The 13752-nt window shown below is 41.0% G+C and carries 9 protein-coding genes; all 9 read right to left on the bottom strand.

Going from position 1 to position 13752, the window contains the following annotated elements:
- Nucleotides 1–4: 4 nt before the first annotated feature.
- Nucleotides 5–2410: an alpha-L-rhamnosidase-related protein gene (locus tag EHS13_RS12035; RefSeq protein ID WP_155700583.1), complete on the bottom strand. Its 2406-nt coding sequence runs from the start codon at nt 2408–2410 to the stop codon at nt 5–7.
- Entirely contained in the window at nt 2411–4417 is a 2007-nt protein-coding gene (locus tag EHS13_RS12030; protein WP_155700582.1) for a beta-galactosidase, read from the bottom strand.
- Nucleotides 4418–4450: 33 nt separating this feature from the next.
- Entirely contained in the window at nt 4451–6022 is a 1572-nt protein-coding gene (locus EHS13_RS12025; protein WP_162463078.1) for a response regulator, read from the bottom strand.
- Nucleotides 6015–6998 (bottom strand): sensor histidine kinase, encoded by a 984-nt coding sequence (locus EHS13_RS12020; RefSeq protein WP_155700580.1) that lies wholly within the window; start codon nt 6996–6998, stop codon nt 6015–6017. The genes EHS13_RS12025 and EHS13_RS12020 overlap by 8 nt, the downstream gene beginning before the upstream one ends.
- Nucleotides 6995–7795, bottom strand: a complete 801-nt coding sequence (locus EHS13_RS12015; protein WP_155700579.1) for a cache domain-containing protein — start codon at nt 7793–7795, stop codon at nt 6995–6997. Before EHS13_RS12015 ends, EHS13_RS12020 begins: the two co-directional genes overlap by 4 nt.
- A 146-nt stretch (nt 7796–7941) precedes the next feature.
- The gene (locus EHS13_RS12010) at nt 7942–9696 is read right to left on the bottom strand and encodes an extracellular solute-binding protein (protein WP_162463076.1); all 1755 of its coding nucleotides are present in this window, start codon (nt 9694–9696) and stop codon (nt 7942–7944) included.
- Between the two features lie 71 nt (nt 9697–9767).
- Nucleotides 9768–10607, bottom strand: coding sequence for a carbohydrate ABC transporter permease (locus EHS13_RS12005; RefSeq protein ID WP_155700577.1), 840 nt, complete (start codon nt 10605–10607; stop codon nt 9768–9770).
- Between the two features lie 92 nt (nt 10608–10699).
- Nucleotides 10700–11662 (bottom strand): ABC transporter permease, encoded by a 963-nt coding sequence (locus EHS13_RS12000; protein ID WP_155700576.1) that lies wholly within the window; start codon nt 11660–11662, stop codon nt 10700–10702.
- A 121-nt stretch (nt 11663–11783) separates the two neighbouring features.
- Nucleotides 11784–13670 (bottom strand): DUF5060 domain-containing protein, encoded by a 1887-nt coding sequence (locus EHS13_RS11995; protein ID WP_155700575.1) that lies wholly within the window; start codon nt 13668–13670, stop codon nt 11784–11786.
- Nucleotides 13671–13752: the final 82 nt, after the last annotated feature.

The raw sequence follows: 13752 nt of genomic DNA, 5'->3' as shown, positions 1-13752 counted from the left end.
ACTATCAATTCGTAATACTGCAAGAAAGCTCTATATATTCTCTATCCAAGAAAACATGCGACTCACCATTTGGCAGCAGCACTTTCACTGGTACTTTATTCGGTGCCTTAACTTTAATTACAAAGCGATTTGATTCAATACTCCAATCTACTTCAACTAAACCATACTGAGTTGCTACACTGCCTTTAGCCCATGTTAGTGCGCCCACAACAGGGGAAATCTCAATTTCTGAGAAGCCTGGATTAAAAGGCTTGACGCCTAGCACTTCATTAGGAAATTCGAATAAAGGAAGTGCGCCCCATGCATGGCAATCACTGCGTTCTGAAACGGGATCCTCGACCCAGCTCGTTAAATGCAGATCTAGCTGTTCACGCCATGGATCCCATAACTTATGTGTTTGATCGTATAGTCCAGTCATCTTCAAGGCGCGGAAGAAATAGTAGGTAAACGCAATTGATACTTTCGGCAGCTCATTGGATTCCAAGATTCGTTGCATCAACTGGCGAGCTTCCTCACCCGTTATAGTTTCTGTCAAAACAGCCCAAATTTGCGCATGAGGACTGTATAACTCAACCCCTGGACCATCCTGAAACAGCTGCCGATTATCTGACCAACAAAGCTCACGCAATGTTCTACGGACTTCATCCGCTTTAAGCAAATACTCTTTAGCCGTGTCTGATCTTCCAGTCTTTTCATTAAGCTCTGCTGCTTTGGTAAGCGAGTCGATATACATTAAATTATATACCGTTAAAGGTCCTAATTTCCCAGCAGGTGGCGCACCGGCAGTCTCCTTCCACTCCATAACCCAATCGACAAATGACCAATATGCCTCTGGCATCTTGCCAACTAAGCCCGTGTGATCACGCTTATTTTCAAACCAACCCAATACCGCATCCATCGAAGGGCGATATTTAACAACTAACGATGCATCTCCAAAAAAATGATAATGATCATGCACCATCATAATCCAGAACAAAGCAAATCCAGGAATTACTTGACGTAACCCGGAAGCCGCAGGATAACGGCTTTGCAGCATGCCAGTTGGCAGCAAGGAGCTGTGGAAATCAAATAGCGCTTTGCGGCCTAAGCGATCATCGGCACTAATATTATAGGTAAATAGCGCCTGCAGACGCGTATCCATTTCGTATTGCATCTGCTCATAGTAAGGCGTGTCCTCGTAGGTTTCATGCATACAGTTGCGAAGTGTGTTTATACTAACCTCCCAAAGCTGAGCAAATGAAGGATCCGAGCAGTCAAAATCAGCTGTAACCTGAAGCGGATATCCTGTATGGCGGAATGTAACATCCCCCAGTGTTAACGGCTCAGCACCTGCTTGGATGGAAAGTCGAATATAACGGAAAGCGCGGCGATGAAAGGGTTCATAAATTTCAGGCGACTGCAGAGCCTGGCTGCCATATCCAGCAGCAAGATAGTCATCATAAAATCCATATAAGGCTTTACCTTCATACTCATCGCGCACGCCTTTATTCCGTCTGCCATCAGGGCCAGACGGGTATTCATAGCACTCTGCATATAATAAGTTTATCGAGGCACCAGCCCCACCAAACCATTCGAGTCGAGGATATCCACTTGTAAATTTCCCAGCATCCAATTCAAGCCATAAGCTTTCTCCTGGTAATAGGGTTAACTCCTGCAAAGCTGAAATGTCCTTACCTTGCTCCCAGTTTTTATCTCCAATGGCTCCCCGAACAATTCCTGCAAATACCTGTTTAGACTCCCCCATTAACGGGATCGCCCGCGGCGTCAACAGCCACCGACTAAGCTGACCATACATGGAATCATAGGCATCCGCCACAACAACAGCTAAGCCCCACTCACCAGCATCATAATCAGCTTGCTCCCAGCCATGCGGCAGTTTACTTCCATCAACATTCTCCCCTCCACCAATAAATAAAGTGAAGGTTTCTTTGTGCAGCTTCATACCATCAGAGTCTAATCTCAGTACCTGCCAAGCTTCATTTGAATTTAACGCCTCCATAACATCACCCGCAGAATCCACCAAGCTGCCCTCTAGAAAAAACCCACCTTGATCAGAGCGTCTCACTGAGATCGGACCCGACTCTGCGCCACCCGTTAAATCAAAAGCGTAATGAATGACTTGAGCAGCAAGTACGTTCAAACCAGCCTGCAAATATTCCGTCACATCCACCGTTTCATAGTAGTGTGTATTCTCATCACCCTTGCAAGGTCCAGCAGATACAGCAATTCCGTTAATAAATAAGCGATAACGACTATCTGCAGAAATCCGAATCAACAACCGCGCTTGATTAATTTCCTCCAGCTCAAAACTCCGTCGAAAATAAACCATTTCTATCTTTTTCGCATAATCAGCTTTCTTATCGGGCGCTGCCCAAATCCATTTAGCTTTCCATGAATAATTTTCTTCCATTTAAACCTGCTCCTTTGCACCTGCTAGAATTAGAACGCCATTACCTTCAATTACCACTTCGCCTTGCAGCACACTTTCACCTAGTAGCTCTTCAAATGACCTATGCAGCTGGATTGTCTGAGAAAGCACCGTATGATTAATCACAAAAATATAGGCTTGACCTGCTTTATTCCTACTAACAAGCTCTATTCCTTTGGGTGCTGAAATCCCATGACTCGCCTCAGTCTCTGCAACCTTGCAAACCTCGTCTAACGTTAGCTCCATTAAAGCAGGCTCAAGATCAGATCCAATATAGAACGCATGTCCTTGACCATATCTATTCTTAGTAACAACCGGGCAGCCAGCAAAATAATCCTCATCAAAAGTTGCCAATACTTCAGCTTGTTCCGTCTTAATTACATCGAACCAAGTTTCAGCAGTGAAGCTGCCCTCTACTCCTCCAAAAGCTACTTTGCGTGACTCCCCTTTATTCAAAACACCATACTCTTCAACGGTAAGCCCCAACAGTTCAGCAAATTTCCCTGGCAGTGTGAGTGGTTCCATCCGATTGTTCCAGTCCTTGGCCCCTGCACGGAAATCGAAGATTACATTCCCACCCAAACGAACATAAGCATTAACCTTCTCTACAAGCTCATCCGTAGCCATAATATAATTAGGTAGAACCACAAGACTATACTCCGAGAAATTAAAATCAGGTGAAATAATGTCTACTTGGATATTTTTATCGTAAAAATATTGATAATATCTCGTAAAATGCTCCATATAGCTGTAATGCATGACATGCGGCTGGATTTCAAAGACCCATTCATTATCATAAGAGCGCACGATAGCGACTTTAGCTTTATTAACAGAGCCTTCTATAATCGCAGAAATTCGAGCAAGCTCATTGCCAACCTCCTGCACCTCACGATATTTACGCCCCGGCTTACCATCATGATTCAATATTCCATGCCAATATTGCTCCGCTCCGAACAAACAGCCTCGCCAGCGAAAATAGAGTATCCCATCGGCTCCATGTGCAATCGATTGATACGTCCAACGTCGAAGCTCCTGCGGCTTAGGGGTTGGAAACATTATATTGCCGCCAGGCTGTCCGCTTTGATGCTCCATCACCCAGAAATTATGCTGCTTTAATCCTCGTGTCATATCATGCTGCATAGCGGCAAGCGCCGGATTCACTTCTTTAGTAAACATCAGGTTAGGGTAATTATCCCAAGAAGCAATATCCAAATCAGCCGATAAGTCGTAGCAATCAATTTCATTAAACGCCCCCATCATGTTGTGGGTTATCGATTGGTGAGGAGCGAGCGCTCTAATTATATCAATCTGTTTTTTCTGAAAATCTATCACAGAATCTGAAGCAAAACGACGGTAATCCAATACCAAGCTTGGATTATGTAACGGAAATACGGTAAAGGCCGGTAAAACGACCTCTTCAAAGCTATTATAAATTTGGCTCCAGAACACAGTTCCATAGGTATCATTTAATGAATCTATCTCTGTATATTTCCGCTTCAACCACGCTTGAAATTTACTTAAACAATTATCACAATAACAGCGAGTCGTATCATTGCAACCAAATTCATTATCCGTTTGCCATGCGACTACATTAGGATTTCCTGCATAGTGGCGCGCCATTTTATCCACGATGATATCCACATAGGTTTGATAGATATCACTGCTATAACAATAATGCCGGCGATTGCCAAATCCACGAACATGTCCGTACATGTCGCGCATATAGATTTCATTGTGCTGATCCATCAACCATTTGGGAGGTGTTGCAGACGGTGTACCTAGAATTACTTTAATACCTTGATTACCCAACAAGCTTATAATCCGGTCCAACCAAGAGAAATCGAAGGTTCCTTCGTATCGCTCTATTTTTGACCAAGCAAATTCAGCAAGTCTAACGATATTAAAGCCTGCGGCTTTCATCATTTCTGCATCTGTTTCCCATCGCTCTTCAGGCCAATGCTCTGGATAGTAACAAGCTCCAAAATACATATTTTTAAATTCTCCTTATCCGTTTATAGTTTTTTACGTAGAAGCTCTATACTCGCTAGCACTAAAGCCTGTATATAGCTTGAAGCGTTTATAGAACCAATCGAGCTCGCCAAAGCCGACCTCTTGGGCAATTTCATAAACTTTTTTATCGGAATGAGTTAGCAAATGCTTGGCTTTATCCATCCGTACCTGCAATAAATAATCATTGAAAGAACAATCAACATTTGCTTTAAACAACTGGCCAAGATAAACCGGATTCATAAAAACCTGCTGAGCCACTACACGTAAGCTTAAATTCGTCGGGTATTGCTCCTGCACAATTTTTTTCATAGTTTCAATAATTTTATTCGGTTGAAAGTCCTTTGTTTTATGCAATAAATCAAGGACAGCAAAGCATTTCCGTTCGATAAATTGAAACAGCTCTTCCAGCGTTTTTATTTTCATCACACGCTCATAATCACCTAATTCATGATCGAATAATTCCGCATGATTAGCTCCCGTATTCTTCACCAAATGCATCAGTTGGACAAGAATCTCCAAGACGGTAGTTTTCACTTTATTCGCTGGCGCTTGTTTTGTTTTAAACCCATCCCATAGCTGTAAAAGCGCTTTCGAGACATGTTCGCGATGATAGCTTTTAATTGCAGCTAGCACTTCTTCCTCCAGATTAAGCAGCTGCTTCTGCTCAATATTATTCATTATAGGTGTTATACTTTTCAGAACGGCGTTGTTACCCATGAGGAACTTCCCATCCAAAGCAGCTTCAGCGGAATGAAAGGACTGATGAGCATCCTGAATTTGTGAAACAGTCTGACCCAATCCAATACTGACCGTTTCCTTCGCATACAATCGAACAGCCTCTGCTAATTCCCCTGCCCATTCCATCATAAACTCGTCGTCTAATTCATCATCCGTTCCTATATATACGATGCCATATCTCTCTTCAGATACTTCAAAAACATATCCAGATCGGCCACAAATTTCCTCTATAATATTGCGAATAGCAAAACGCTTTAGCTCAATTTCTTGTCCCGTCCAATTGGCATCTAACGGATGAAAGAAGTCCATCTCCACCAGCAAACAGCAAATACTTTCAAAAGACGTGTGCATTTCCAACAGCTTTAGCTGATCTGAATATTCGTTCTTTTTAATCTGATTATGAGCCAGCTTCTTAAGAAATTGATCTCGTAAAGCGGTAAGCCCAAGATGAAGCTGTCTGTGCTTTCGATGCTTTTGTGCGATTTCCTGCTGTAATCTCTGCAATATATTAATAAGATCCTCTTCATCTAAAGGCTTTAATAAATAATCCTGAACACCCATTTTCATCCCTTGTCTGGCATATTCAAAATCATCATACCCGCTTAAAATAATGACAGCAGCGTCTGAGAATAAACGCAGCTCCTTAATAAATTCCAAACCATTCATCGTTGGCATCCGAATATCGGTTACAACTAAAGCGTAATAATGCGATTTCATCATTTCCAATGCTTGCTGACCGTCTTCGGCCTCAGCCTTAATCGCAAAACCATATTCTTGCCAATCAATCAGATACTTGAGTGATTCTCTTGCAATGGGTTCGTCTTCTACAATTAAAACATCATACAAGGTCATCACCTCCTGTTATAGATGGATCTGGAATAATCATCGTTATCTTGGTGCCTTGACCTAGTACACTTTCGACTACCAAACCAAAAGCATCACCGAACAAATATTTCAAGCGATGATGCACATTCTTCAAGCCGATATGTGTATCCTTGGTAATAGCTCCTTCTTCCTGCAACCAGCCTTGAATTTCAACAAAACGCTCTGTGGAAATCCCTAAACCGTCATCTTCTACGATAATATGAATCTCTTTTCCAACCCTTGCGCCACGAATAAAAATTTGCGATTTTGTTTTCTTTAACTCTATTCCGTGAGTTATAGCATTCTCCACTAGTGGCTGAAGGCAAAGCTTAGGAATTTTGATATCTTGAAGCTCATCCGGAATTTCAATTAAGTACTGAAATTTATCAACATACCGATAGGTTTGCAGCCGCAGGTAAATATCGACAAACTCAATCTCTTCCGCTAATTGGATGGATTGTCCGCCTGTTTTCAGCATCATCCTAAACGATTTCGCAAGCAATCCAACAATATTAGCGTTTTCGCGATCACCTGCAATCAGCAGCTTACCGCGGATCATATTCAGAATATTAAATAAAAAATGAGGATTAATCTGTGTTTGCAAAGCGTATAACTCCACTTCTTTCGTCCGTAAAGCTTGTTCCTTCTGATCAATCTCTGAGCGGTAAACATCATTGACCAATTGGCCTAGACGCTGAACCATTACATTAAAGATTTGTCCAAGCTGCGCGACCTCATCCTTGCCTTTCACCTCAATAAAGCTCTGGAAATTATCCTTATGCACCCGCTTCATCTTCGAGCTGAGTTCTGTAAACCTACTGGTCAAACCGATTGAAAAAGTGAATATAAGTGCACCTGAAATCAAACAAGCAATAACAAATAATAGAATGGCCAAGGATTGCAATTGCTCGACTTTTGGCATTAAATCATTTAGAGGCATGAAGGTAATGACCTTCATCCCTTTACAGCATTTCGTGAACTTAGGGTCTGGAATAGGATTCTGTACGATTGCTTGCCTTCTTTATAAGCAATATTCCCCGTTGCTGAGGCTTGCAGTTCATCATAAAAGGGCAGCTCAACAATATTAGCTATCTTTTGATTCTTAGAGCTGTCTATGAAAACCGCTCCATCGGCATGGGCAAAAATAATTCTTTTACGTTTGCTTTCTTCCGTAACCAGGCTATCCAATACACTGATATCTATTTCTAATGAGACTACTAGGGGAGAATTAACATTGAAATTGTTTAATCTCTGACGAAAGCTAAAAAGTCGCTCTGTGGGAAATGTACTATCATAGGAAGCCGTCCAATAATTGCCGAATTGGCTTTCCATTGCCTTTTTATACCAATTACTATTCAGAATATCATTATCGATTAAACTAAAGTTTGCAAAAACAAAAGAGGGATTGTCCGTATATATTTTCATATGGGCTATATTCTGTGTTGTTCGCATCGCTAAATCATAAGGCTGGAAGCTAGCAAAATAATCCACATAAGCTGCTTCCATATCCTTATATTGAGTTTGCAGCATAATTTGCAAAGAGGTGTTTAAGTACATGGTGTTCGCGATGTTTTCATAGGAATGTAATTTGTTGTCTAAATTTGCACTAACCTGAGATAAAGACAATTGAGCATTTTCCATCACATTATCTAAAACAATATCACTGCTTTTTTTAATCAAGACATAAGTAAGCGAGCCGAGTAAAAATAGAACAATTAGTAGATTAGCTAGAATAAGTTTTGTTCTAATTTTCATCCCGTACATCCCTCATATCCTCAAAACTATTGATCTCTTTTCATATTCGCCAAAATAGCACAATTACCTGTTAAATGGAATGAAACTCCTTACCCTCAAGAGCTGAGGATAAGGAGTATTCGATTCATATAAATTTCACTACTAAATTATTGGCCGAGTGATTTTGTAAAATTAGCATTAAAGTCAGCCCAAAGCTTAGTCATATCTGCTTCATATTGAGTCAATCCTTGTTTGCCCATGGCTTCAACCATTGAATTCCAATTCTTATCGAAATCAGCTTGGGTTTTCGCCATTATTATTTTCGGAAGATCCTTGAACCACTGGGCCTCAATTTTCTGATTAGGAACCTTGGTCGAATCTGGCGGAGTTAACTGCCACAGATATCCGGGCACTACTTCAACCGGAGGCAGGAATTCGGCCCAAACCTTTTTTCCATATTTAGCTAAAATGTCCTTTGTTGCTTGGTCATAGTTAGCAAGTACGGATTCATTGGTAACAGGAGTAGCGTAATCACCATCTGCTAGCTTCGCACCATTTCCAATGGAGAACCAGCCTGAACTTGTACCGCTAGCCTCACTTTTCAAGCCTTCTTTATACCAATAATCCGGATCAGTCATCACTTTGGCGATTTTTTCAGGTGTTTCTGTACGTTTCCCATCAACTATTTTGTAATCTACGCCTTCGATACCCCAATGCGTCAATATTTGAGCTTCATCAGAGAAGAGGTAATCAATAAACTGAATGATCCGCTCAGGATTCTTGGCATTTTTAGTAATCGCCCAATGACCTGTACCTGCACCTGTTGGTACAATCGTATTGTTATGATCCACAATCGTTTCCGAAGAATAGATCGGCAGCTTAGCGTATTGGCGTTCTGGTTTGCCTGCTGCTCTTAAAGACTTCTCTGTATCTCCCAACAACCAATTTGGTGCAAATGCAGCAAGTACACGGCCTTGTGCCATTTTGGCTTTCATATTATCCCCATCGAGCGAGAAAGCTTCTTTATCATACAATCCATTTGTGTATAATTTATTCAAAAAGCCATAATAATTTTTCGCATCGGCGGAAACTGGATTGAAGGTTACTTTTCCGTCATTGATTTGGAAATTTCCTTCGTCTGGACGACCTGCTGAGAAAGTAATCGGATTATTAAATTGGATTTTATTTACCCATCCATTCATTGCTCCCGTAAACCCAATGGTGTCTTTCCCATCAATTTTAGGATGTTTCTTTACATAATCGCTAATAATTGTATAAAGCTGATCGAAGGTTTTGATAACCGGATAACCGGCTTCTTTCAACACATCATATTGCACAATAAAATTAGCTGTCGAATCGGCAGAAGCTTCTTTGTTCAGATTCACGTTGTAAATCGAATCAATTATGCCATCTGGACCTTTGAGTAGATTGAAATACTCGCCGAATTTAGCTTTGATGTTAGGTCCATATTGTTCGATTAATTCATTAAGCGGGATAATGGCACCTGCATCTTTATATTTTTTGATATGCTCTGGATCTAAAGACACAATATCGGGATAATCGCCTGCGGCTAGCCAGATATCCCATCTTGGTTTTTCGTCGCCTGCTGTTAAATCATACTTAAGAGTAATCCCTGTTTTCTCTGTTAATATTTTGCTGATCGGGTTATCCCAGGTTAATTTGTTATCCCCAGTGTTAATTGAATAAGTCATCGGTGTAAGCTCAGGAGCTTTACTTACTTCTGGAGCTGCACTGGCTGCAGTTGTTGCTGCAGTTGTTGCTTCTGTTGTTGCTGCCACGGTCGCCCCTGGTGCTGCACTAGTTTCTACATCTGTACTTTTGGAGCAGCCTACGAATGCAATTGATGCTAATGAAATGCTTAATACTAACCCTAACCATTTACCCTTTTTTGTGGTTTGCATGTGACACCCTCTCATAATAAAAGTATATTTATATCAACGAAGCTTGAGCTCCGCTCGATATTCTAGAAGCTTTATTCTTTAACTGCAGCAAGTGTTATCCCTTTTACAAAATATTTTTGGAGAAAAGGATAAATCAGAAGGATTGGAAACGTCACAATAATGGTTAATGCTGCACGGATCGACTGTGGACTTAAGCGAGCAACATTGTTATTATTAAGTGCTTCAGCTGAGCTTGCTGCTGATGTAACAGACTGCATCAGGATTTTACTTAGTTCATATTGCAGCAGGTTTAAGTGTGGACTTCTGCTATTATATAACGAATTATCAAACCAAGAATTCCAATGAAACACTCCGATAAATAAAGTAATAGTTGCTACAACCGGCATACTAATAGGAAGAATAATCCGAAACAAGGTTTGGAACTCGTTGGCTCCATCCATTTTAGCAGATTCTACAATCGCTTCAGGCAGCTGTTCAAAGTAACTCCGCATGATAATTACGTTATAAGCACTGATCAATACGGGGAGGATATACACCCAGAAGCTATTCATCAGCCCGAGATTCTTTATTAAAAGATAGGTTGGAATTAACCCGCCATTAACATACAGCGTCATTACGAAAATAAAATTGAACGATTTACGGAACATAAATTCTCTTCGACTTAAAGCATAAGCAATCATGGCTGTAAATAAAACGCCTAATCCTGTCCCAACTAAGGTTCTCAGAATGGAAATAACCGTTGCTAAGTACAAAGCCTTATTACTAAAAATATAATGATAATTGAAGAGTGAAAACTTTCTCGGAAAAAAGGTTATGCCCCCTGCAATCATATCAAGTGGATCATTGAAAGAAACAGCAAGTAGATGAATAAACGGGAAGAATGTCATAAAACCAAGTATTGTTAAAATCATGTAATTTGAACTTGAGAAGATAACATCACCAAATGTACGATGTCGCAGTATGAGCAGCTCCTTTCCCTTGTAATTCAGTGTTTAGCCGTCTGCTAGAATAGCCGACCTTGTCCTGCTTTTTTGGCAATTAAATTTACTGAAAGGACTAACAGAATAGCAACTACAGATTTAAACATGCTAACGGTTACTCCATAAGAGAAATCACCGATTTCCGTCGAATAACGCAATGCATATAAATCCAATACCTCAGAACGGCCAATGACCATTGAGTTGCCTAACAATAACTGGGCTTCAAAGCCTGATTGAATAATCCAGCCTAGGGAGAGGATAAGCAGCAAGATTGCGGTTGGCATAATGCCCGGTATCGAGATATACCACATTTTCTGATATCGACTCGCTCCATCTACATCAGCGGCTTCGTAATGCTCCGGATTCAAGCTGGCTAGAACGGCTAGATATATAATCGTACTCCAGCCCAGCTCTTTCCAAAGGCTTGCAGCGGTTTGAATATACCAGAAGATTTTCTCATTTGCCATAAAATAAATCGGTTCATGTATGATTCCCAGCTTCATCAAGAATTTATTGACCAAGCCGCTATCTGGAGATAAGAAAGTGATAATAATATTGGCGACTACTACCCAGGATACAAAATGCGGAACATAGGTAATCGTCTGGATTGTTTTTTTGAAAAGCTTTCCGCTGACTTCATTCAAAAGTAAGGCAAGAACAATGGCGCCTATGAACCCTGCAAATAAATTCATTACAGACATGGCCAAGGTATTGCGAAGCACATGATAGAAATCTGTATCTTGGAATAATGTTTTGAAGTTTTCCAAACCGACCCAAGGACTTTTCCATATCCCGAATCCCAGTCTATATTTCTGGAAGGCCATAATCCAACCCCACAGAGGACCGTAAGCAAAAATGAAAACCCAGATAATAAATGGAACGGTCATGATCAGCAAATTTCTTTGAGTCCAAAGTTTTTTTGCAAAAGTTGGCTTGCTGGCTAATCGTTGTATCGGTGGTTCAAAGCTGCCAATTACTTTATCCATAAGGTCTCCCTTCTGCTATATTTCTCATGCTGTCGCTCTTGCATAACCTTATTATGAAGGCTAGGCGAATGATCAACAACATGACAAACTTAAGCTTAATACCTTAGAAAGTAGACTATTTTTATTTACTTAAATATACTTTGACCGCTATGTCTCTTTTAAACGAAGGGATGTTTTTTAATGTTAGTATTCCATTTTTTGTGCTTGCATGAGTAGTTTTGAGCTTTGCTCCTGTCAATGTGTCGTAATATTCGATGTTATAGGCTGCAGTTGATAGATTGGGAATAGCGATTGTTAAATTGCTTACTGATCTTGGATCCGTTTCTTTAAAAGGGGCAAGGGTATCGTTAAGCCAAAGCAGTACGCGATCTTTGCTTTGGTAAGCGCCCGCTTTAATACTCTGCTCCTGCATACCATAGTCAATGAAAGGCATATCAATTAATAGCTTTTCCTCAGGCTGAATAAAATTGGCTAACGTTGTGTAAAAGGCTTTAATTTCTACCGGCACGTTAAATCCGCTTTGACCTTCATAGCCTTCATCCATGATCCATGGAAGATTTGCCCCTGCTGCGCCAGCTCGGAATAAAGGAACCCAAAGGCTGTCGTGATAGTAATTAATCGTCATGGGATCTGATGAATTATCAGATGGCGTGCGACCGGATTCGCCAATAAATGCGGGACGATTCCCATAAGCTTGGAGCATACGTTTTAATTCAGCTTCCCAAGTATCTGCAGCATTATCTTCATTTAAATAATAATGAATATTGACCGCATCAAGAGTAGTCAGCTTTTCCCACGTAACTTTGTTAAATTCTATGTGGTCACGCCAAGCGAAGCTCGTTGTGGTTGGCCTATGATAGAAATCTAAGCTTTTCCAATAAGTATCCAGCGTTTCATGCCAAGCTGTTCTAACAGCTGGATCTTCGCCTACATCAACTCGATTATCCGATTCATTCCAATACTCCAGAATACCTAAGCTCCTGCTATATCCCCAACGCGCAAAAACATAACGCAAAAGCTTTTTCTGATAGGCGATAGCTGTAGGATCTGTCCAGAAGTCGGTGTTATTCTCAATCCAGCTAGCAGGACCCCCATTAGCTTTGTTATAGGCATTTTGCGGCCAGTCGTAGTAGAAATCACCAAAGCTGTTCATTGTCAGCATGATATAAACGTCATTGGCTTCAGCCGTCTCCATCAGCTTATCAAAACGTTCCATATTGTCCTGCTGGTATTTGCCGACACCCTCATAAACCATCTCGATATCATTCTGCTTAGTTGTAATCGGTCCCCACTCAGGCGCATAATTTCCCCACCAAACATTGAACCAAACTCGCATGATGTTCATCTTGGCGGCTTTGTATTCAGGCATCGATTTAAGAATTTCCTCCGGCTTACTCCATGCATAATTACTGCCAAGCAAGGTTAATTGCGCTCCGTAGCTGTCAGAAAACCTGTTGCCTTTGGTTGTCATGAAACCGCGGTTTAAAGGATCTGTTGGTGGTTCAACTGTGAATGATTGGCTTGTAGATTGGATAGTTCCACCGTTATCTGTAACTTTTAAAATTACGCTATACTTGCCGAGTTCCATAGGAGAATAACGAACCGCCCATTTCGCTGTAGCTTTCGAATTGAAAAACCCTGGCATTATCTCTGTTTGCCCCGATGGTGTTGTAATTGCAGCCTCCACATTTACCTCTTCCGGATCAAAAGGATTCGTATAGGTGGTGCTTAAATCAAACCCCAGCTCATATTTTCCATACTGCTGAGTTTTTGATGTTTTTACTGAAATATTGGAGATTGTGGTTGGTAAAGGTGTCGGAGTTGCTGGAGTTGGAGATAGGGTAGGAGTGGCTGAAATCATAGTTGGAGCTGGAGTGGCTGCTTCGGTTTCAATGGGAGCATTAGTTGCTGTACTGGAATTATCGATTAAAAAGTAACCTAACCCGCCTAACAGAATGCATAAACCTACTATAAAATATAGTCCTTTGAGCTTCATTTTTTTTGACATACAAGCTCCCCTCATCTTTCATTGCAGCTTTTAACTACCATTTTCCTTGGTTGAACACGGAATAACAACACGGCAAACTTAA

Source organism: Paenibacillus psychroresistens, assembly GCF_009728935.1.
GTDB classification, from domain to species: Bacteria; Bacillota; Bacilli; order Paenibacillales; family NBRC-103111; genus Paenibacillus_AC; species Paenibacillus_AC psychroresistens.
This window is presented reverse-complemented; position numbering and strand designations above follow the sequence as displayed.